Annotated in this window: 19 protein-coding genes; 10 read left to right on the forward strand and 9 right to left on the reverse strand. The window is 65.2% G+C overall.

The window, feature by feature from the left end; all coding sequences use genetic code 11:
- Positions 1–59: 59 nt before the first annotated feature.
- Together D9R08_RS03885 and metF are read right to left on the reverse strand one after the other, a co-directional pair.
- Positions 60–557, reverse strand: a complete 498-nt coding sequence (locus tag D9R08_RS03885) for a PaaI family thioesterase (RefSeq protein ID WP_121896647.1) — start codon at positions 555–557, stop codon at positions 60–62.
- Between the two features lie 148 nt (positions 558–705).
- Positions 706–1,575: a methylenetetrahydrofolate reductase [NAD(P)H] gene (metF, locus tag D9R08_RS03890; protein ID WP_121896648.1), complete on the reverse strand. Its 870-nt coding sequence runs from the start codon at positions 1,573–1,575 to the stop codon at positions 706–708.
- Positions 1,576–1,668: 93 nt separating this feature from the next.
- On the opposite strand from metF, the gene D9R08_RS03895 reads away from it, so the two are divergent.
- The 3 genes from D9R08_RS03895 (at position 1,669) to D9R08_RS03905 (ending at position 4,210) form a co-directional block, all read left to right on the forward strand.
- Entirely contained in the window at positions 1,669–2,589 is a 921-nt protein-coding gene (locus D9R08_RS03895) for a LysR family transcriptional regulator (protein WP_121896649.1), read from the forward strand.
- 104 nt (positions 2,590–2,693) lie between these two features.
- A complete protein-coding gene (locus D9R08_RS03900; protein WP_121896842.1) occupies positions 2,694–3,329 on the forward strand; it encodes an alternative oxidase in 636 nt (211 codons plus the stop codon).
- Between the two features lie 80 nt (positions 3,330–3,409).
- A complete protein-coding gene (locus tag D9R08_RS03905; protein ID WP_121896650.1) occupies positions 3,410–4,210 on the forward strand; it encodes an inositol monophosphatase family protein in 801 nt (266 codons plus the stop codon).
- Positions 4,211–4,212: 2 nt separating this feature from the next.
- On the opposite strand, the gene D9R08_RS03910 is transcribed toward D9R08_RS03905, so the two are convergent.
- The 4 genes from D9R08_RS03910 to fsa are packed head-to-tail and all read right to left on the reverse strand — an operon-like array spanning position 4,213 to position 7,304.
- Positions 4,213–4,911 carry a CDP-alcohol phosphatidyltransferase family protein gene (locus tag D9R08_RS03910; RefSeq protein WP_121896651.1) on the reverse strand — a complete coding sequence of 233 codons (699 nt, stop codon included), beginning with the start codon at positions 4,909–4,911 and terminating at the stop codon, positions 4,213–4,215.
- Between the two features lie 38 nt (positions 4,912–4,949).
- Positions 4,950–5,873, reverse strand: coding sequence for a tyrosine recombinase XerC (locus D9R08_RS03915; RefSeq protein WP_121896652.1), 924 nt, complete (start codon positions 5,871–5,873; stop codon positions 4,950–4,952).
- Positions 5,874–5,883: 10 nt separating this feature from the next.
- Complete coding sequence (locus D9R08_RS03920) at positions 5,884–6,597, reverse strand: DUF484 family protein (RefSeq protein ID WP_121896653.1); 714 nt, start codon at positions 6,595–6,597, stop codon at positions 5,884–5,886.
- 53 nt (positions 6,598–6,650) lie between these two features.
- Complete coding sequence (gene fsa / locus D9R08_RS03925; protein WP_121896654.1) at positions 6,651–7,304, reverse strand: fructose-6-phosphate aldolase; 654 nt, start codon at positions 7,302–7,304, stop codon at positions 6,651–6,653.
- 75 nt (positions 7,305–7,379) lie between these two features.
- On the opposite strand from fsa, the gene D9R08_RS03930 reads away from it, so the two are divergent.
- The 4 genes from D9R08_RS03930 (at position 7,380) to D9R08_RS03945 (ending at position 12,680) form a co-directional block, all read left to right on the forward strand.
- Complete coding sequence (locus D9R08_RS03930; RefSeq protein WP_121896655.1) at positions 7,380–9,572, forward strand: primosomal protein N'; 2,193 nt, start codon at positions 7,380–7,382, stop codon at positions 9,570–9,572.
- Between the two features lie 71 nt (positions 9,573–9,643).
- On the forward strand, positions 9,644–10,729 hold the full coding sequence (gene hisC / locus D9R08_RS03935; RefSeq protein ID WP_121896656.1) for a histidinol-phosphate transaminase: 1,086 nt from the start codon (positions 9,644–9,646) through the stop codon (positions 10,727–10,729).
- Positions 10,726–11,661 carry a prephenate/arogenate dehydrogenase family protein gene (locus tag D9R08_RS03940; protein ID WP_121896657.1) on the forward strand — a complete coding sequence of 312 codons (936 nt, stop codon included), beginning with the start codon at positions 10,726–10,728 and terminating at the stop codon, positions 11,659–11,661. Before hisC ends, D9R08_RS03940 begins: the two co-directional genes overlap by 4 nt.
- Positions 11,658–12,680 (forward strand): extensin-like domain-containing protein, encoded by a 1,023-nt coding sequence (locus D9R08_RS03945; RefSeq protein WP_121896658.1) that lies wholly within the window; start codon positions 11,658–11,660, stop codon positions 12,678–12,680. The genes D9R08_RS03940 and D9R08_RS03945 overlap by 4 nt, the downstream gene beginning before the upstream one ends.
- Positions 12,681–12,730: 50 nt before the next feature.
- Here D9R08_RS03945 and D9R08_RS03950 read toward each other — a convergent pair whose 3' ends face one another.
- Positions 12,731–13,732 (reverse strand): DUF2125 domain-containing protein, encoded by a 1,002-nt coding sequence (locus tag D9R08_RS03950; RefSeq protein WP_121896659.1) that lies wholly within the window; start codon positions 13,730–13,732, stop codon positions 12,731–12,733.
- Positions 13,733–13,804: 72 nt separating this feature from the next.
- On the opposite strand from D9R08_RS03950, the gene D9R08_RS03955 reads away from it, so the two are divergent.
- The 3 genes from D9R08_RS03955 to D9R08_RS03965 all read left to right on the forward strand — a co-directional run bounded on the left by D9R08_RS03955 (position 13,805) and on the right by D9R08_RS03965 (position 17,580).
- The gene (locus D9R08_RS03955; RefSeq protein ID WP_121896660.1) at positions 13,805–14,347 is read left to right on the forward strand and encodes a gamma-glutamylcyclotransferase; all 543 of its coding nucleotides are present in this window, start codon (positions 13,805–13,807) and stop codon (positions 14,345–14,347) included.
- Positions 14,348–14,421: 74 nt separating this feature from the next.
- A complete protein-coding gene (locus tag D9R08_RS03960; protein ID WP_121896661.1) occupies positions 14,422–15,636 on the forward strand; it encodes a biopolymer transporter ExbB in 1,215 nt (404 codons plus the stop codon).
- A gap of 6 nt (positions 15,637–15,642) precedes the next feature.
- The gene (locus D9R08_RS03965; RefSeq protein WP_121896662.1) at positions 15,643–17,580 is read left to right on the forward strand and encodes a peptidoglycan -binding protein; all 1,938 of its coding nucleotides are present in this window, start codon (positions 15,643–15,645) and stop codon (positions 17,578–17,580) included.
- Here the strand turns inward: D9R08_RS03965 and D9R08_RS03970 are convergent.
- Together D9R08_RS03970 and clpA are read right to left on the reverse strand one after the other, a co-directional pair.
- Positions 17,577–18,554: a M23 family metallopeptidase gene (locus tag D9R08_RS03970; RefSeq protein WP_233557211.1), complete on the reverse strand. Its 978-nt coding sequence runs from the start codon at positions 18,552–18,554 to the stop codon at positions 17,577–17,579. The two genes, D9R08_RS03965 and D9R08_RS03970, sit on opposite strands and share 4 nt — an antisense overlap.
- On the reverse strand, positions 18,551–20,890 hold the full coding sequence (gene clpA / locus D9R08_RS03975; protein WP_121896663.1) for an ATP-dependent Clp protease ATP-binding subunit ClpA: 2,340 nt from the start codon (positions 20,888–20,890) through the stop codon (positions 18,551–18,553). The genes D9R08_RS03970 and clpA overlap by 4 nt, the downstream gene beginning before the upstream one ends.
- Positions 20,891–21,011: the final 121 nt, after the last annotated feature.

The raw sequence follows: 21,011 nt of genomic DNA on the forward strand, positions 1-21,011 counted from the left end.
GAGTTTTCAGGAAGAACGGGGCTTGCCCGAAACCTGACCTCAAGTCAATTCAAGCGCAGTTATGCGCCATCGCGGATTTTCATGATCATGCAGGTAGTCGACCCGGTTGCGTAAAGTGTGCCGTCCTCCACTCCGCGGATCGTGCCTTCCGCCACGCCGGTGGACCGGCCCGAATGGCTGGTGATGCCTTCGGCCAGAATCTCTGTGCCTACGGACAGCGGGCGGATGATATTTATCTTGTATTCCAATGTCGTATAGACGGAGCCCTTTGGCACCTTCGTCATCACCGCGCAGGCCATGCAGCTGTCTAGCAATGTGCCGTACCAGCCGCCGTGAACCGTTCCCATCGGGTTCATATGGGCGAATTCGGGCGCGCCGCGAAAGACGACCCGGCCGTCTTCTACAGTGTCGAGACGATAGTTGAGAGTTTCGGAAATGGGCGGATGAGGCAGGGCTCCGTCCCGCATCGCCTCCATGAAGGCCCGCCCGGAGAGCGACAGAAGCCGCGCCTGATCCGGCAAGGCGTCGAGCGAATGTGCGAAGACCGGTTCGACCATGTGGTGCGTGTCCCGAAAAAGGCTGTTGTGATCAGCCAATCCCGAGCCGGAACGCGGTGCAAGCTGCCCGCGCGATTTACGCAGCGTCAGGAAGGCAACAGGTTACGAGAAAACCGGGTTTCGCGATTTTTCGTAACCTGTTCGCCGCTCAGGCGACCTCGGCCAGGGACAGTTTGGGGGTCACCCCCAAGGCCGCGCAGACGTCCCGGGTCAGATCCGGCGCGTTCAGCGTGTAGAAATGCAGATCGCCCGCACCGCCCTCGATCAGGTCGGTGCACAGCTCCGAACAAAGCGCTGTGGACAGAAGGTCTTCGCGCCCATCGCGGATGGCGGCGGCATAGGCCTCGTCCAGCCATGCGGGGATGACGGCGCCGCAGGCGCTGGCAAAGCGGCGGACGCGGGTCCAGTTGTTGATCGGAAGGATGCCGGGAATGATCGGCGCCTCGATTCCGGCGGCGACACAGGCATCGCGAAACCGGAAGAAGGTGTCCGCCTCGAAGAAGAACTGGGTGATGGCGGAGGTCGCGCCCGCATCGATCTTGCGCTTCAGAAAATCGACACATGCCGCCATGTCGGGGGCATCGGGATGCGGGTCGGGATAGGCGCCCACGCGCAGGGTGAATTTTCCGGTCCTTGCCAGTGCCTCGATCAGTTCGACCGAACTTGCAAAACCGTCCGGATGCGGCGTGAACGCGCCGGCGCCCTTTGGCGGATCGCCCCGCAAGGCCACGATCTGGGTCACACCCGCCTCGGCGTAACTGTCCGCAATAGCGAGCGTTTCCTCGCGGGTCGCGTCGACGCAGGTCAGATGTGCGGCGACCTTCACCCCGAAATTGCTGTGGATCGTCTTTACCGCCTCATGGGTCAGCGTCCGTGTCGTGCCGCCCGCGCCATAGGTGACCGAGACAAACTCGGGCGCCAGCGGTGCCAGCGTGCCAAGCGTGTCCCACAGACGAAACGACGCCTCAAGGGATTGAGGCGGAAAGAACTCGAAGGAGACGGACGGTGCGGCGGTCATGGCGATTCTGATCCTTGAAAAGTCGCCTTTGGATGTCGCATAGAGGAGTTATCGAGACAAACTCATAAAACTCATCATCTATATGAGGCGTATATGCATCTGGAGTTTCGCCATCTGCGGACCATCCGCGCCATCCATGAGGAGGGCGGGCTGGCCAAGGCGGCGGACACGCTGCACATCACGCAAAGCGCGCTCAGCCATCAGATAAAGGGTCTGGAGGCGCAGGCGGGGGTGGAGCTGTTCGTGCGCCGCTCGAAGCCGATGCGCCTCTCGCCTGCGGGGATGAAGCTGCTGCGGCTGGCCGAGGAGATCCTGCCCCGGATCGCCGCGCTGGAGGAGGAGTTCAGCGGCCTGCGATCGGGCAAATCGGGCCGTTTGCATATCGCGATCGAATGCCATGCCTGTTTCGACTGGCTGTTGCCAGTGCTGGAGGGGTTCCGCACCGCATGGCCCGATGTGGATGTGGATATCCGGCCCGGTTTGCAGTTCGAGGCGCTGCCCGCACTGATGCGGGAGGAGGTGGATCTGGTGATCTCCTCCGATCCCGAAGACCTGCCCGGCATCGATTTCACCCCGCTCTTCGATTACGAGCCGGTTTTCGTCGCCTCCTCCCAGCATCCGCTGGCCGCCAAGAACTTCATCGAGGCGGAGGATTTTCGCGATGAGTTGCTGATCACCTACCCGGTGGAGCGGGCCCGGCTGGATGTGTTCAGCCAGTTGCTGATCCCCGCCGGGGTGGAGCCGAAGGGTATCCGGCAGGTGGAACTGTCGGCGGTGATCCTGTTGCTGGTGGCGTCGAATCGCGGGGTCTCGGTCCTGCCGGACTGGGTGGTGCGGGAACTGCGGAACAATGCCAGTTACGTCACCCGCCCGCTGACCAGCACCGGCCTGACCCGGCGGCTTTACGGGGCAACCCGCGCCGACGACACCACCAAGCCCTTCATGTCCCACGTGCTGAAACTCGCCCGGACCGAGCCGCTGAAACTGCAGCGGAAAACCGCGGCGGCAGAGTGACGCAATCCCCTTGAAAAAAAGGCCAATTGCAACGCGGATCATGGTGTCGCAGATGCTTGCCCTGCGCTGTCTCCGGCGCATCTATGAGCCAGGAGGCGCAACAGATGACCCAGATCGTTCAAGCACATGGCCCGGAGTTGAATGTTCACCGACCGCCGGCCGATATTCATGACAGGATCGCGCTGAAAACCGTAAGGTTCATGCGCATTTTTGCCGACAGGTTCTTTGCCAACCGCTACGGCCACCGGGCCGTGGTGCTGGAAACGGTTGCGGCCGTGCCCGGAATGGTGGGCGGTCTGCTGCAGCATCTCAAGGCGCTGCGCCATATCCGCGACGATCAGGGCTGGATCCGCGAGTTGCTGGAAGAGGCCGATAACGAGCGGATGCATCTGATGACCTTCATCAAGATCGCCGAGCCAAGCCGGTTCGAACGTCTGCTGATCATGCTGGGGCAGGCGGTGTTCTTCAATTTCTACTTCTTCCTGTATCTCTTTGCGCCGCGCACGGCCCATCGCGTGGTGGCCTATCTCGAAGAGGAGGCGGTGATCAGCTACACACAGTATCTGGCGCAACTGGACGCCGGCGCGGTGGAAAACGTGCCCGCGCCGGAACTGGCCATCGACTACTGGAAGCTGCCTGCCGATGCGCGGCTGCGCGAGGTGGTCGTCGCCGTGCGCGCGGACGAGGCCGGGCACCGGGACGCAAATCACCGCTTTGCGGATGAATTGGCCGCCCGCTAGAGCGCGCGCCCGTTTGTACCCTTGGCAGCCCGCGCACACAGGTCTATACGCGCGGGCTGAACCACGAAAAGGGGCCGGTCATGCAGGGCAGCGCAAATCTCAACATCATGATCAAGGCGGCGCGTCTGGCCGGGCGCTCGCTGGCCAAGGATTTCCGCGAGGTGGAGAACCTGCAGGTCAGTGCCAAGGGCCCGGGCGATTTCGTGTCCAAGGCCGATATGGCCGCGGAGAAGATCCTGCGCGAAACCCTGATGGAGGCGCGCCCCAATTACGGGTTTCTGGGCGAGGAAAGCGACGAGGTTCAGGGCACCGACCCGACGCGCCGCTGGATCGTCGACCCGCTGGACGGAACCACGAATTTCCTGCACGGGATGCCCCATTGGGCGGTCTCCATCGCACTGGAACACAAGGGCGAAATCGTCGCCGGCGTCGTGTTCGACCCCGCAAAGGACGAGATGTTCTTTGCCGAAAAGGGGCAGGGCGCCTGGTTGAACGACAATCAGCGGCTGCGCGTATCGGGCCGCGCGAAGATGATCGAAAGCGTCTTTGCCACGGGCGTGCCTTTCGGTGGCGGCAAATATTTGCCTGCAACGCTGCAGGACCTTGGCCGCCTGATGCCCGCATGTGCCGGCGTCCGGCGGTGGGGTGCAGCCTCTCTCGATCTTGCCTATGTCGCCGCGGGCCGGTACGAGGGCTACTGGGAACGCGGCGTGAATATCTGGGATATCGCGGCTGGCGTCATCATCGTGCGGGAGGCCGGCGGCATGGTTGCCCCGCTGCGCGACGGACAGGACATGCTAAAAGACGGACAGCTGATCGCGTCCAACGGCGCGATGTTCGATGCGTTCGCCAAGGTGATCCGGGAGCGCCCCGGGGCCTGAGATCAGGTGTTGTGGCGTCCGTTCAGCGCCTGCTGAGCGATGCCCGCCACAAGCAGATAGACCGAACTGAATGCCACAACCAGCGTCAGAACCGGGTTCGGCGCGAAATTGGTCCATGCGGCCCAGCCAATGGCCAGTGTCCAGATCAGCGCAACCGGCAGCGTCACCAGACGCCAGCGTTTGGTGCGCACGGGGTGGACGAATTTCAGCGGGACGAACATCGCCACGCTTAGAATGATGACCAGCGTCAGCGTCACCCACACCCCGGGCGTCATCACCAGAAGCGCCAGCACCAGCATGTTCCAGCAGCCCGGAAAGCCGCTGAAACTGTCATCGGGCAGTTTCATGCGCGTATCCGAGAAATAGAGCGCGCTTGCGAACGGGATCAGCAAAACCGCCAGCCAGCCGGTCCAGCCGGGCAGAAGACCGGAGGCGTAAAGCGCATAGGCCGGGATGACGACGTAGGTCAGGAAATCTATGATCAGGTCCAGAAGCACCCCGTCGATTTCGGGGGCGTGTTTCTTGACCTCGAAATGCCGGGCCAGCGGGCCGTCTATCCCGTCGACCAGAAGCGCCACGGCCAGCCATAGGGCCATGATGTCCCATTGCTGCTGCATCGCCTCCAGCAGCGCCAGCATGGCCAGAGCGGCTCCGATGGCGGTGAAGCCGTGGACAAGAAAGGCGGAAAGTCTCGCGGTCATCGGAGTCCAATGCCCGGTTGTCGGCCCATGCGCAAGGCTCAGGCTTTCGGATGGGCGTTGCGGTAGACCTCCAGCAGGCGCGCGGTGTCCACTGCGGTATAGGCCTGCGTGGTGGAGAGCGACGCATGGCCAAGCAATTCCTGGATCGCCCGGAGATCGCCGCCCGCATCGAGCAGATGGGTGGCAAAACTGTGCCGCATCGCATGCGGGGTTGCCGTGGCCGGCAGACCAAGCTGCAGCCGGGCCTGTTCCACCGTCTTCTGGATCTGCCGCGGGTTCAGCGCGCCGCCACGCATGCCGCGGAAAAGCGGCCCCGTCGGGTCAAGCCGGTGCGGGCAGAGCCGGGCATAGCGCGCCACGGCCTCCCGCGCGGCGGGGATCACGGGCACCTCGCGCTCCTTGCCGCCCTTGCCGCGGATGCGCAACGTGTCCGACAGGGGCAGTGCCGCCGCCGTCAGGCCAAGCGCCTCCGAGATCCGCAGACCGCAGCCGTAGAGGAGGGTCATGACCGCCAGATCCCGGGCGCTGACCCAGTCGCGCCCGTCCTGCATCTCGACCCTATCCAGAAGGTCGCGGGCCGCGGTTTCCGCCAGCGGCCGGGGCAGGGGACGCTGAAACTTCGGAGCCCGCGCGGCCAGCACCGCGGTGGGTTCGAACCCGTCGCGTTCGGCCCACCACCGGAAGAAGCTTTTCACCGCCGAAAGCCGCCGCGCCAGAGATCGCGCGCCAAGGCCGCGACGCCGCTCTTCGGCCATCCATGCCCGCATGTCCCGGATGCCGAGCGACCGGAGCGGGGCAAGGCCAAGGCGCTCCCCGTGATAGGAGGACTGAAATGCCAGAAACCCGGTGACGTCGCGACCATAGGCGTCGACCGTGGTCGCCGCCGCACCATCCAGCGCCGTCACGTGGGCCAGCCAGCTTTGCAGCAGGTCGCGGGCGGCAGGGCTGAGCGAGAGGGTCATGGTGCCGCCCTCAGGCCAGATACTTCCGCATCAGCCGTTCGAAGACCCCGTTGAAGAAGGTCAGCAGGTCGGTGCCCTGGCTCGGGCGGAACTGATGCGGGTCCTCGGCGCCCATGACAAGCAGTCCCGGCAGGCGGCCCGCGCCGAGATCGAGGCACAGCAGGGCTTCGGATTTGATCCAGTCGGCGGCATGGCCGTAGATCACGCCGGAACTGTCGCCCACCTGACGCAGCGTGACCGAGCGATGCGGCACATCGCGGCCCCCGGTCAGATAGCGCTCGACGAAGCCGGGGGCGACGACGGTCAGCACGTCTTCGAGCTTCTGCACCTTGGGCGCGCTTGTTTCGGTGGCTTCGGCGCTTTCCAGAACCAGCCGGATGCGATCGACCCGCAAAATCCCGGCAACATCCGTACCGAGCGCCCTCAGAAAACCCTCGAAACCCGGTTGGTCCAGCAGGGCAAGGATCGCGCGGTGCACCTGATTGGTGCCCGAAAGGTTCTCATAGGCCGCGGCGATGACGGACCGGTGGGTATCTTCGAGACGGTCCAGCCGGTTTTCCAGCCGTTCCATCGCAATTCCGCGCATGTCGACGATGTTGCCGCCCATCTGCCGGTCATTCGCGGCAATCAAGGCGCGCATCAGATCGCGGTCTTCCAGAATAAGCTCCGGGTCGCTCAGAACCCGTTCGCGCCAATCACCCAACATGTCTGCTCGTTCGCCCATGGTCTTGTCCGTGCCTCTTGGTTTTATTGATTGGCGGGGACCTTACACGATGTTCACAGAATTTTCTGCCCCGTTTTTTCCCAATCCTTCAGGAAGGCCTCAAGGCCCTTGTCCGTCAGCACGTGGCTGGCCATGGATTTGATCACCCCGGGCGGTGCGGTGGCCACATCGGCGCCGATCAGGGCGGCGTCCTTCATATGGTTGACCGACCGGATCGAGGCGGCAAGGATCTCCGTCTCGTATCCGTAGTTGTCATAGATCGTGCGGATATCCGCGATCAGGTCCATCCCGTCGAGGTTCAGATCGTCCAGCCGCCCGATGAACGGGCTGATGAACGTAGCCCCTGCCTTGGCCGCCAGCAACGCCTGATTGGCGGAGAAGCAGAGAGTGACGTTGACCATTCTGCCCTCTCCCGAGAGCACCTTGCAGGCCTTGAGGCCGGCCCATGTGAGCGGAACCTTGACGGTGATGTTCTCGGCGATTTCGGCCAGTTTGCGGCCCTCGGCGATCATCTCGTCCGCCTCCAGCGCAACAACCTCGGCAGAGACCGGGCCATCGACCAGATCGCAGATTTCCTTGGTCACTTCCAGAATGTCGCGGCCCGATTTCAGGATCAGCGAGGGGTTCGTGGTGACCCCATCGACCATGCCGAGATCGTTCAGTTCGGCGATTGCATCGATATCGGCGGTGTCGACAAAGAATTTCATGCGGACGGTTCCTTTCGGGTGGCAGCCGTGGTCATTTGACGATCTCTTATCGCAAGGGCCGCCAGGCGGAAAGACATGACCCGGGACTATTTCGCAGAAGGAGAGCTGGTGGGTGTTCTGACCACCGAGCCGCTGGGTCGGGCGCTTGACTACAAGGCGCCCGAAGGTGGTTGCTGGCTGGGTGCGTTTGTGGAGGTGCCGTTGGGGCCGCGCAAGGTGCTTGGAGTGGTCTGGGGGCCGGGCCGCGGCGACTGGGACAGTGCCAAGGTCCGGGCCGTGGGGCGGGTGCTGGATGTGGCCCCGATGCGCGAAGAGCTGCGCGCGTTCCTGGAAAAGGCGGGCGCCTACACGCTCACGCCGCTGCCCGCGATGCTGCGTCTGGCCACCCGCGCGCCAGGGTTGAGCGATCCGCCCTCGATGCGGAAGGTCTACCGGCTGGGCGCGGGCGCGCCCGACCGGCTGACCGATGCGCGGCGGCGCGTTATGGCCACGCTGGAGGAATATGGCGGGCTGGCCTTCACGCTGAAGGAACTGTCGGAAATGGCCGGTGTGACCTCGTCGGTCGTCAAGGGGCTCGCGGCCCATGGCGCGGTGGAGGAGGCCGACACCCCCCGCGACGCGCCCTATCTGCCGCTTGATCCTGACCGCCCGGGCAAGGAACTGACCGCCGATCAGGCCGTGGCCGCACGTGTCCTGCGGGATGCGGTGCGGTCCGGCAGCTACGGCACGACGCTGCTCAAGGGCGTCACCGGGTCGGGCAAGACCGAGGTATATCTGGAAGCGGTCGCCGACTGCCTGAAGGCGGGGCGGCAGGCGCTGGTTCTGCTGCCCGAGATCGCGCTGACATCCGAGTTTCTGACCCGGGTCGAGCAGCGTTTCGGCGCAAAGCCCGCCGAGTGGCATTCCGGCGTGACCATGACCGAACGTCGCCGTTGCTGGCGGATGCTGGGGCAGGGGGCGGCGCAACTGGTGGTCGGCGCCCGCTCGGCGCTGTTTCTGCCATTCCGCGACCTTGGCCTGATCGTCGTCGATGAGGAACACGACACCTCCTACAAGCAGGAGGACGGGGTTCTCTACAACGCGCGCGACATGGCGGTTCTGCGCGCCTCGATCAATTCGGCTCAGGTCGTGCTGGCCTCCGCCACGCCGTCGCTCGAAAGCTGGGCCAATGCGGAGGCCGGGAAATACGCCCGGCTGAACCTTGGCGCCCGGTTCGGCCAGGCGGTGCTGCCCCGGATGCAGGCGATCGATATGCGGCTGGAGGATCTGCCGGGCAATGCCTGGATCTCCCCGACCTTGCAGGGAGAGGTGAAACAGCGGCTGGACCGGGGCGAGCAGTCGCTTTTGTTCCTGAACAGGCGCGGCTATGCGCCGGTCACGATCTGCCGGGCATGCGGGCATCAGGTGGGTTGCGACAATTGCGATGCGCGGATGGTCGAACACCGGTTCCAGAAACGGCTGATGTGTCATCAGTGCGGGGAGACCAGACCGATGCCACAGAGCTGCCCCGCCTGCAAGGCGGAGGGGAAACTGGCGCCGGTCGGGCCGGGCGTGGAGCGGCTTGCGGAGGAGGCGGCAAAGCTCTTTCCGGAGGCCAGGATCGCTGTTCTGTCCTCCGACCTGTTCGGGTCGGCCCGCGCGCTGAAAGCCCAGATCGAAGAGATCGCGCAGGGCGGGACCGACATCATCATCGGCACGCAACTGGTCGCCAAGGGACATAATTTTCCGCGACTCACGCTGGTGGGCGTTATCGACGCGGATCTGGGACTTCAGGGGTCGGATCTGCGCGCTGCCGAACGGACCTTCCAGCTCATGCGGCAGGTGTCGGGCCGTGCCGGGCGCGCGGACAAGCCCGGCGTCTCGCTGATGCAAACCTTCCAGCCCGAGCATCCGGTGATCCGGGCCATCCTGTCGGGTGACGAGGAAGGGTTCTGGCAGGCCGAGGCCGCCGAGCGCCAGCAGGCCGGCATGCCGCCCTATGGCCGGATGGCGGGGATCATCGTGTCGGGGCCGGATGCGGCGGCGGCCTTCGATCTCGGGACGTATCTGGCGCGCAGCGATGCGCCGCTTCGCGCGCTTGGCGCCACCGTCTACGGGCCCGCGCCGGCCCCCATCGCGCGGATCAGGGGGCGGCACCGGGTCCGGCTGCTGGTCAAGGCGCCGAAGGGCGTGGCTCTGCAACCGGCGCTCTCGGAATGGGTCGGGGGGGTGAAGCTGAAGGGCGGATTGCGGCTGGCGGTGGATATCGACCCGCAAAGCTTCTATTGAAAACCGGTTCCCTTGGCCCGCGCCCACGGCTATGAACCCGAAACCTGTCCATTTTCGGTTGAATGCTGCCAATGTCCGCTCCGATCCGCCCGCAACCCGGCATCCTCGACATCGCGCTTTACAAGGGTGGTGCCAGCACCCTAGCCGGCATCGACGAGCCGCTGAAGCTCAGCTCGAACGAAAACCCGTTCGGCCCGTCCCCCAAGGCGGTGGCGGCGATGCAGGATGCGCTGGCCCAGATGCACCGCTACCCGTCCACCGATCATGCCGCGCTCAGGCAGGCTATTGCCGAGGTTCACGGCCTCGAGGCTGACCGGATCATCATCGGCGTGGGTTCCGACGAGGTTCTGACCCTTCTTTCGCTGGCCTTCGCGGGCCCGGGCGATGAGGTGCTCTATCCCGAACACGGGTTTTCGATGTACCGGATCTTCGCCTTGTCGGCCGGGGCCACGCCCGTGGTCGCGCCGGAAAAGGACCGGACGGTGGATGTGGAGGCGCTTCTGGCCGCGGTAACGCCGGCCACCCGGCTGATCTATCTGGCCAACCCGGCGAACCCCAGCCCGACCTTTCTGGACACCGACGCGCTGACCCGGCTGGCCGATGGCGTTCCGGCCCAGTGCCTGCTGGTTCTCGATGGCGCCTATGCGGAGTTTGCCGACGGCTATGATGGCGGTGCGACACTGGTGGAGGCGCGCGAAAACGTGGTGATGACGCGCACATTCTCCAAGATCTACGGGCTTGGCGGCCTGCGCGTGGGCTGGGGTTATGCCTCGCAGCATGTGATCGACGTGCTGAACCGTATCCGCGGACCGTTCAACATGTCTAAGGTCGCGCTGGCCGGAGCCGAGGCCGCGGTGCGCGACCGGGAATTCGTAGAGACCTGCCGCCGGATGAATGCGGAAGGCCGGGCGCGGTTGCAAGGTGGGCTGGCTCAACTTGGTATCCCGGCCGATGAAAGCCACGCCAATTTCGTGCTGGCCCGGTTCTCCGATGAGGCCGAAGCGCTGGCGGCCGATGCCCATCTGAAATCGGAGGGGATTCTGGTGCGTCTGGTCAAGGGTTACGGCTATCCCGAGGCGTTGCGGATCACAGTGGGCACGCCCGATGACGTGACCCGCGTGCTGGATGCGATGGCCAGGTTCAAGGGGGCCTTATGAGCGTGATCTACGCCCGTGTCGCCCTGATAGGCCTTGGCCTGATTGCGGGATCCATGGCGCATGCGATGCGCCGGGCCGGGCTTGCCGGTGAGATCGTGGGTACCGCGCGCTCCGCCGAAACACGGAAGATCGCGGGCGAAATCGGCCTGTGTGACCGCGTTGTCGACACCACCGCCGAAGCTGTCCGCGACGCAGATCTGGTGGTGCTGGCTGTGCCCGTTGGCATCATGGGTGCGGTCGCGGCCGAGATTGCACCGCATCTGGCACCGGGCGCCACGCTGACCGATGTCGGGTCGGTCAAGCAGGACGTGATCGCGCAGGTCGGCCCGCATCTGACCGATGGCATCCATTTCATCCCCGGCCATCCTCTGGCGGGAACGGAGCATTCCGGCCCCCGGTCCGGCTTCGCGGAGTTGTTCGACAACCGCTATGTGCTGCTGACCCCGCCCGAGGGTACGGATCCGTCCGCCACGGCGAAGCTGCGTGCGCTATGGGAGGGCTGTGGCGCAAATGTGGAGGAGATGGACCCCGATCACCACGATCTGGTGCTTGCCGTCACCTCGCACACTCCGCATCTCATCGCCTATACGATGGTGGGTGTCGCCGACGATCTGCGCCGCGTCACCGATAGCGAAGTGATCAAGTATTCCGCAGCGGGCTTCCGCGATTTCACCCGGATTGCCGCCAGCGATCCGACCATGTGGCGCGACGTGTTCCTGTCCAACAAGGAGGCGACACTGGAGATCCTTGGCCGCTTCACTGAGGAACTGTTCGCCCTGCAGCGGGCGATCCGCACCGGCGACGGCGATCATCTGCATGCGTATTTCACCCGCACCCGCGCCATCCGCCGTGGAAACATCGAAGCCGGGCAGGATACCGATGCCCCCGACTTCGGACGCATCGGACAGCGCAAGGACGGGCCGGCGGAATGAAGCCCGTTGCGGTGTTTCTTCTGACCCTTTCCCTTTGCGCGCCGGCGCTGGCCCAGGCGCCCGACCGGTCCCCGCTTCCATCCCCGCGGCCCGCAACCACAGACCGCGCCGCCATCCCGCCTGGGGCCGCCGATGCGCCCCGCACCGCCCAGGTGGTGATCCGCGCAGGGGCTCATGCGCCCCGTCAGTCGCTGCGCCCGACGCAGCGGCCCGGCGGCGGCCCTGCGCCCGCGCGGACGGCGGCGGCGCAGATGGCCGCGCGCAGTGCCGCAGCCGACGCCCCCGCCGCCACGGGCGAAACCGTGCAGGTGATCGAGCGCAGCGGGCTTTTCGGCCTTGGTCGCAGAACAGTGGAGGTGCGCACCATCGCCGGGGCCACACGGCTGGCGGTGGTGCGGTCGCTCAGGCCGCAGATCCGCCCGGATGGTCTTGAACGACAGGTCCGCGCCGCAGCCGCCAGAACCACGCCGAGCCGGGTCGCGCAGCCGGGGCGGCGCGGCTCGCTCTGCGGCAGGCCCGGTATCGTGGGAGAGACGCTTTCGCCTATCACCGGGCGAATTCAGGGTTGCGGCATCGCTGAGCCGGTGCGTGTGCGCGAGATTGACGGTGTGACGCTGAACCAGCCTGCGACCATCAATTGCGATGCGGCGCGCGCCTTGCAGGAGTGGCTCAACGAGGGTGCGATTCCGGCCGTCGGACGAACGGGCGGTGGCATCGCCTCGCTGCGTGTTGTCGCCTCCTACTCCTGCCGCACCCGCAACAGCCGCCCCGGCGCAAGGCTCAGCGAACATTCCACGGGCAATGCGATCGACATCGCGGCCATCGGGCTGGTCAACGGGCAGGAACTCTCCGTGCTGACGGATTGGCGCCGCGGCAGTACCGGGCGATTGATGCAACGCCTTCATCGCGCGGCCTGCGGCCCGTTCGGCACCGTGCTCGGCCCGAATTCGGACCGTTTCCACCAGGACCACTTCCATTTTGATGTGGCGGGCTATCGCTCGGGGCCCTATTGCCGCTAGGGCGCGGGCCGCGCGTTTCCTACTGAGGATACCGCCGCGCCTCGCGGCGTCTAGCGCAACACAAGCTGCGGCGCGGTTCCGATCGGGATCGGCCCGAAAAACACCCGCTGGTTGCGGAAACTGAGCGGGGCGTCGATATCGCTCTCGCGCCCCGACAAGCCGGCGACCAGCGCCAGAACCCGCTCGATCCCGCCGCGTGTTTCCGCCGGGATCGCGCCTGCATTCACCCCCATCTCGACCATCTCGCGCCAGTTCTGGGCGCGCACGGAAATCTCCCCGGTCGGGTAACCCTCGGCATCCACATCCATCGACCCCGCAAGACGCAGTGACAGATCCCCCCAATTCGCGCTCAGATCGGCAAGATCGATGCGGGTGATGCCCGGCCGCGACTGCTCCAGCGCCGACAGGTCCCAGGGCCGGTCAAACCCCATCACCGCATCGAAGCGCATCTGCTCCATCGCGTCGGGCAGGATGCCCGCGGGGTTCAGGACTGCCTGCAAGGGTGCGGGGGGTGTCAGACTGTTCGCTTCGAACAGGATCTCATAACTGGACTCGGCTCCGTCCTCGCGCATCATCTGGAACGTCGCGTCGGCCAGCGCCATCTGCCAGCCCTCGGTGCTGGACATGACCATCTCCGCCAGCGTGACCCGGGACTGATCGAGAGCCAGATCGCCGCCGGGGCGGACCTGCACCACCGCTTCCATGGCGCCGCTGGTGATATCCAGACGTTCGAAAGGAGAGGCGAGCGTCTGCTCCGCGGGCCAGACCGCCTCGATCCGGTGGGGTTTGTAGCTGGGCTGGGTGATCTCGAAACGGGGCGCGATCCAGGCCCATCCGGTTTCCGGGTCGGCCAGTTCCACCTCCGTCAGGGTTGTCCGGAAGGCCATGGGATAGCCCGCCGTCTCCAGGCTCCGGTAATTCACCAGCCAGCCTTCGTTCGCCCGTGCCTCCAGCCAGGCACCCATCACCCGTTCAGTGCCATAGGCACCGGCAAACCAGATGCCCGACCAGGCCAGCCCGATGATCCCGAGGATCCAAAGCCAGACTTTCATGGCCCGATCTCTCCCCTTCAAATCCGCTCCTGTCCTGCATATAGGCAAGGGGTCAGGAAAGGACCATCTCCGATGTCTGATGAGCTTTGGGTTTTCGGCTATGGCTCGCTGCTCTGGCGGCCCGGGTTCGACGTGGCCGAACGCCGACTTGCGCGGCTCGATGGCTGGCACCGCAGTTTCTGCATGTCCTCGGTCCATTATCGCGGTACCGAGACCGATCCCGGCCTTGTGCTGGCGCTAGACGTTGCGGATGGTGCCTCTTGCGATGGCGTGGCGCTCAGGGTCGTGCCCGGTCAGGAAGACGCCGTACTGGCCTATCTGCGGGAACGCGAGCTGATCTCGGCGGCCTATCTGGAGGCACGCCTGCCCGTCACCTTCCATTGCGAGGGCGGGGTCGAGGCGCTGACCTATGTGATCAACCGCGATCACCGGCAATATGCAGGCGCGCTCGATCTGGAACAGCAGGCCCGGATCATCGCCCGCGCCCATGGAAATCAGGGCGCCAACGCGGAATACCTCTACAATACCGCCGCCCATCTAAGAGAGCTTGATCTGGCCGATGCCGACATGGACTGGCTGGTCGCGCGGGTCCGGGAGCTGATCGACACCGCCTAGGTGCATGGGTGTTGGCACGCCGCCCCAAGCCTAGTAGGCTGCACGCACCCATTCAGGATGGCCAAAGACCAGCCATGACGAGCAGACCAGACGGCGCCCCGGCGCCTCGTTTCACCCGACCGCTTCGGCAGATCGTATTGATGTTGATCATCTGCGGTCTCGTCGGCTTTGGCGGCATGCTGGTTTATCCGCGCGTGGAGCCGGTGTTTCTGGCCAACCCCTATCTGAACGGCACCATTGCCATCGTTTTCGTGGTCGGGGTTCTGGCCTGTTTCTGGCAGGTTCTGCAGCTGTTTTCCTCGGTCGCCTGGATCGAGGGTGTCGCAACTGACCGGGACGATCACGACATGGACCGCGCCCCGCGTCTGCTGGCGCCCCTGTCCGGCGTCTTTCGCGGTCGTGGCGCGCGGATGCAGCTCACGTCCTCCTCTTCCCGCTCGATCCTCGATTCCGTCGGCGCGCGGATGGAGGAAAGCCGTGATATCACGCGCTACATCGCCAACCTTCTGATTTTTCTGGGTCTTCTGGGCACGTTCTTCGGGCTGGCGACCACCGTTCCGGCGGTGGTGGAAACGATCCGCAGCCTGCAACCGACCGAAGGCGAACAGGGAATTGCCGTCTTTGGCCGCCTGATGGACGGGCTGGAGGACCAGTTGGGCGGTATGGGCACCGCCTTCGCCTCCTCCCTTCTGGGGCTTGCAGGCTCGCTGGTGGTGGGCCTGCTTGAGCTGTTCGCGGGCCATGGCCAGAACCGGTTCTACCGGGAGATGGAGGAATGGCTGTCCACCATCACGCGGGTCGGGTTTTCCTCTGCAGACGGGGATGGCGGAGGCGTGGATCGGGGCGCCATCGCGACCGTGCTGGACCATATGGTGGATCAGATCGACACGCTTCAGAGCCTGTTTGCACAATCCGAAAGCCGCCGGGCGGAAACCGAGGCGCGGATGATCGACATGTCGAATTCCGTCGCCGCGCTGACCGACCGGCTTGGTCCCGGCCCTGTGGAGGCGACCGAGCGGCTGGCCGCCGCGCAGGATCGGCTCTCCGAAGTTCTGGCCGCGACACAAGGCGAAAGCGGGATCGACGCGGAAAGCCGGATGCGCCTGCGCTCCATCGACGTGCAGCTGCTGAAGATCTTCGAAGAAATGGGCGCCGGCCGGCAGGAGGAGATCAGCGTCCTGCGCAGCGATCTTCAGGAGCTGACCGAGGCCTTGCGCGCGCTTACCCGTGCCGCCTCGGACCCGGCGCCGCCACGTCGCCCGCGCCCGGCCCGCAGCGGCGGGGAGTGACCGGCGATGGCCTTTCAGCGACGGGCTGGGACACGTCTCACTGCCTCGATCTGGCCCGGTTTCGTGGATGCGATCACCGCCCTGCTGATGGTGATGATCTTTCTGCTGACGATCTTCATGGTTGTGCAATACGTGCTGCGCGAAGAGATCAGCACCCAGGATGACGAACTGAACGCGCTGAATGCGCAACTCAATGAACTGGCTGACGCGCTTGGACTGGCCCAGGGCAGCAATGCGCGGCTGGAGGCGCGCGTGGCAACCCTTGGCAGCAGCCTGTCGGAGGCCGAGGCGGAGGTGGCAACGCAGGCTGCCCTGATCGCCACGCTCGGCGCCGAACGCGCGGCGCAGGCCGCCCGTATCGCCAGTTTCGAGGAGCAGGTGGCCTCTCTGATCGCGGCCAATACGGATTTGACCGCCGACCGGGATGCGGCCCGCGCCGAGATCACCGAGCGGATCAGCGAGGCCGAGGCGCTGGAACTGGCGCTGGCAACGGCGCGCTCCGAGGTCGACGAGGCGGCCGAGGCCGCGCGCCGCGCCGCGGCGGAGCGCGCGGCGCTGGAGGCATTGATGGCCGACTTGCAGGCCGAGGTCGCCCAGACCGAGGTGACGCTTGCCCAGACCCTTGCCGCCTTGCAGGAGGCGGAGGCCCAAACCACCGGGCTGAGCGCCCGGATCGGCGATCTTGAAGCGGATTTGAGCGAGCAGGAGGCCGCACGTCTGGCGGAGCTGGCGGCCGCCGAAGCCCTGCGTCAGCGTCTGGAGGATACCGAAGCGGCCTTGAGCGCCGAGGAGGCCGCCCGGCTGACCGAGGCCGCGGCGGCGGAGGCGTTGCGGTCCCGTCTGGAAAACGCCGATGCCGAACTGACCGCGATGGCGCTGGCGCTGGAAGAACAACGCCGTCAGGCCGAGGAAACCCTGACGCTGCTGGCCGCGGCCAATCAGGCGGAGGACGACCTTGCCGCCCGGCTGGCCGCGGCGCTTGCCGAAGGCGCGAGCGAGGCCGAGACAGCCGCCGCCCTTGAGGTCGCTTTGGCCGAGGCGGAGGCCCGCGCAGCGGCGTTGCAGGGGGACGCGGCGGGGCAGGCGGAACGACTTTCGGCGCTGGAACTTGCGCTGGCGGAGGCGCTTGCGGCGCAGCGCCTTGCCGAGGCGGATCTGGAGAGCAGCCTGACACAAGCGGAAACGCGCGCGGCGCTTCTGGCACAGGCCAATCTGGAATTGCAGGCTGCCGAAGCGCTGTCGGCGGATAGCCAGCGGCAGGTGGCCGCGCTGAACGAACAGGTCGCGGCACTGCGCGCCCAACTGGGCGGGTTGCAGAACCTCTTGGATGCATCCGCCGCGCGCGACGCGGAGGCCGAGGTTCAGATCGAAACCCTCGGCGCGCAATTGAACGCGGCGCTGGCGCAACTGGCGACGGAGCAAAGCGCACGCGCAGATCTGGAGGCTGCCGAGGCGGCACGTCTGGCCGAAGAAGCCGAGGAGCTGGAACGCTACCGGTCGGAGTTTTTCGGCCGCTTGCGGGATCTTCTGGAAGGTCGGGAAGGGGTGCGCATCGAGGGGGACCGCTTCGTCTTCTCTTCCGAGGTTCTCTTTGCCCCGGCTTCGGCCGAGCTGGCCGCCGAGGGGCGCGCGCAGATCGCCAATGTGGCCGGTCTGCTGACCGAGATCGCCGACGAGATCCCCGAGAGTATCGACTGGATCATCCGGGTGGACGGCCATACGGACAACACGCCGCTGTCGGGCTTCGGCGAGTTTGCGAACAACTGGGAACTCAGCCAGGCGCGCGCGCTGTCGGTTGTGCTCTACATGTCCGAGGAGTTGGGCATTCCGCCGCGCCGTCTGGCCGCCACCGGGTTCGGCGAATACAGGCCCATCAATGCCGAGGACACCGATGAGGCCCGGGCTCAGAACCGGCGGATCGAGATGAAGCTGACCGAACGCTAGCGAAGCGTCACGTCCGCTTCGATCCGGTCGATGTCGCGCGCTCCGCGGGTGAGCGTAATCTGCCCGAAATACCGCCCCGCTGGCCAGCCGCCCGCCGGGGCCCGTCTGCCGGCTGCGCGGAAGAGTTGCGCCTGCGTCCGCTCCAGCGTTACGGATTGCTCGTGAAACGGGCGCCCGTCCGGCGAGGTGATGGTCAGCGTCAGCACGTCGCCCGCCCGCCCGCCATAGACATTCGCCCAAAGAACGAGCGCCCCGGACCTGGCCGCCGGAAGGGTGACCGCATCGGCGCGGCCCGCCTTGATCTCATCGAATTCGGGAAGCGCCGCAGAAAACCCGGCAGACAGAAACCCGCCCATTGAAGGCGTGATGGGCTCGGCCCAGAGCTGTGCCTCCCGCGTGCCGCAAAGGGTGATGTCGGAGGGGGAGAAAGGGTCCACGACCTGCCCGTCCCGGCGGAGTGTCAGGTGCAGATGCGGAAACTCCGTATTGCCAGACAGCCCGATCAACCCGAGCGGCGTGCCCGCCGCAACCCTGTCTCCGGTGGTCACGGAGACACTGCCCAAGAGAAGATGGCAATACTGGGTTTCCCAGCCGTCCGCATGGGTGATCGCCACGCCGTTTCCGCATTCTTGGCCGTCCACCATGGCGGCGCGGCCCAGGTCCGCCACCCCGTCGCGCGTACCGCGCACAATGCCGGGCGCCGCCGCGGTGACAGTCACGCCCGCGGCCATGACCTCCAGATCGGGAAGGCGGATATCGGTTCCCTGATGGGTATCGTAGCTGAGCGGCCCGCAGGTGAAATCCCGTGCGCCCGGCCCGGGATCCCGGTCGACGAATTGCTGCAGGAAACAGGTCTCGCCCAGAGTGCAATCTACGGGGAAGTGCAGCGCAGGCGGCTCCGCGCGGGCCGCGGATGTGAAAACGGCGGCCCCGAGCAGGACCGCCGAAACACCGATCATATGCCGCCGGATCATTCCGCCGTCAGCAAGGGCGGCTTTTTCTTCGACGACAGGCGCGGGCTGCCGGGCTCTTCGATCCGCAGGTCGATCTTGCCGTCTTTCAGGCCGACCTTGACGTTGCCGCCCTTGGCCAGCTTGCCGAACAAGAGCTCTTCGGCCAGCGGCTTCTTGATGTGCTCCTGGATCACGCGCCCAAGCGGGCGGGCGCCCATCTTGTCGTCATACCCCTTTTCGGCCAGCCACTCTGCGGCAGCTTTCGTCAACTCGATGGTGACGTTCCGGTCCAGCAACTGCGCTTCGAGTTGCAGAACGAATTTCTCCACCACCTGCAGGATGACCTCCTTCGGCAATGGCGCGAAGGAGATGACCGCGTCCAGACGGTTGCGGAACTCCGGCGTGAATGTCCGCTCGATGGCGGCCGTATCCTCGCCCTCGCGCCGATCGCGGCCGAAGCCGATCGCGGCTTTGGCCTGTTCCGTCGCGCCCGCATTCGAAGTCATGATCAGAACCACATTGCGGAAATCGACCGAGCGGCCGTTATGGTCGGTCAGGGTGCCGTGGTCCATCACCTGCAGCAGGATGTTGAAGACATCCGGATGCGCCTTTTCGATCTCGTCGAGCAGCAGTACGCAATGCGGATGCTGGTCCACGCCATCGGTGAGAAGACCACCCTGATCGAAGCCCACATATCCAGGTGGCGCGCCGATCAGGCGGGAGACCGCGTGCTTCTCCATGTATTCCGACATGTCGAAGCGCAGCAGTTCCACGCCGAGCGTATCGGCCAGTTGCTTGGCCACCTCGGTCTTGCCGACGCCGGTGGGGCCCGCGAAGAGGTAGTTGCCGATCGGCTTTTCCGGTTCCCGCAGCCCGGCGCGGGCCAGTTTGATGGCCGAGGCCAGCGACTCGATCGCATTGTCCTGCCCGAAGACCACGCGCTTCAGCGTCACCTCCAGATCCTTCAGCACTTCTGCATCGTCCTTGGAGACGTTTTTTGGCGGAATACGGGCGATCTTGGCTACGACCGCCTCGATCTCCTTGGCGCCGATGGTCTTGCGGCGTTTCGATTCGACCACCAGATGCTGCGCGGCACCAGCTTCGTCGATCACGTCGATTGCCTTGTCCGGCAGCTTCCGGTCGTTGATGTAGCGCGCGGACAATTCCACCGCTGTCTTGATCGCGTCATTGGTGTATTTGATGTCGTGATGATCCTCGAAGTAGGGCTTGAGGCCCCGCAGAATCTTGACCGCATCCTCCACCGAAGGTTCGTTCACGTCGATTTTCTGGAACCGGCGGCTCAGCGCGCGGTCCTTCTCGAAATGCTGGCGGAACTCCTTGTAAGTGGTCGAGCCCATGCAGCGCAGCTTGCCGCCCTGAAGGGCAGGTTTCAGAAGATTCGAGGCGTCCATCGCCCCGCCGGAAGTGGCTCCGGCCCCGATGACGGTGTGGATCTCGTCGATGAAGAGCACCGCGTCGGGGTGATCTTCCAGTTCGGTCACGACCGCCTTCAGCCGCTCCTCGAAATCGCCGCGATACCGCGTGCCGGCAAGCAGCGCACCCATATCGAGCGAATAGATCGTGGCACCGGACAGCACTTCGGGCGTCTCACCGGAGACGATTTTCCGTGCCAGACCCTCGGCAATCGCGGTTTTGCCGACGCCCGGATCGCCCACCAGAAGGGGGTTGTTCTTGCGTCTGCGGCACAGCACCTGGATGCAGCGCTCGACCTCGTGGTCGCGGCCGATCAGCGGATCGACCTCGCCCTTCTGGGCCTTGGCGTTCAGATCGACACAGTATTTCGCAAGTGCCGATTCCTTCTGATCGCCGTCTCCGCCGCCGTCCTGACCAGTCTGATTGGTCTCTTCTTCCATGTCCGAGGCCCCGGTCACCGGGCGCGCCTCGCCGTAAGACGGATCTTTTGCCACGCCGTGGGCGATGAAATTCACCGCGTCATAACGGGTCATATCCTGCTCCTGCAGGAAATAGGCGGCATTAGATTCCCGTTCGGCAAATATGGCGACCAGAACATTGGCGCCGGTCACTTCGGTCCGGCCCGACGACTGGACATGGATCGCAGCCCGCTGGATCACCCGCTGAAACGCGGCGGTCGGCACCGCTTCGGAACCCTCCACATCCGTTTCGAGTGTCGAAAGATCCTCGTCGATGAAGGTCACGAGGGTTTCGCGCAGCGCCTCGATATCGACGCTGCAGGCTTTCATGACTTTGGTGGCATCGGGTTCATCCAGCAATGCCAGCAAAAGATGTTCGAGGGTCGCCAATTCGTGGCGGCGCGCATTGGCCTGTGCCAGCGCTGCGTGAATGGCCTGCTCAAGGGTGTTCGAAAACGACGGCACGTGAGGTGCTCCTTTTCATGTGCAGCGGATCCATGGACTGGCCCGCCGACTATGGCCTCATAGTGTTAAGCTTCGGTTTTTACCGACGGGTTTCAAGGCATTTCTGTTCAAATAGTACGTT

Source organism: Rhodophyticola porphyridii (genome assembly GCF_003688285.1).
GTDB classification, from domain to species: Bacteria; Pseudomonadota; Alphaproteobacteria; order Rhodobacterales; family Rhodobacteraceae; genus Rhodophyticola; species Rhodophyticola porphyridii.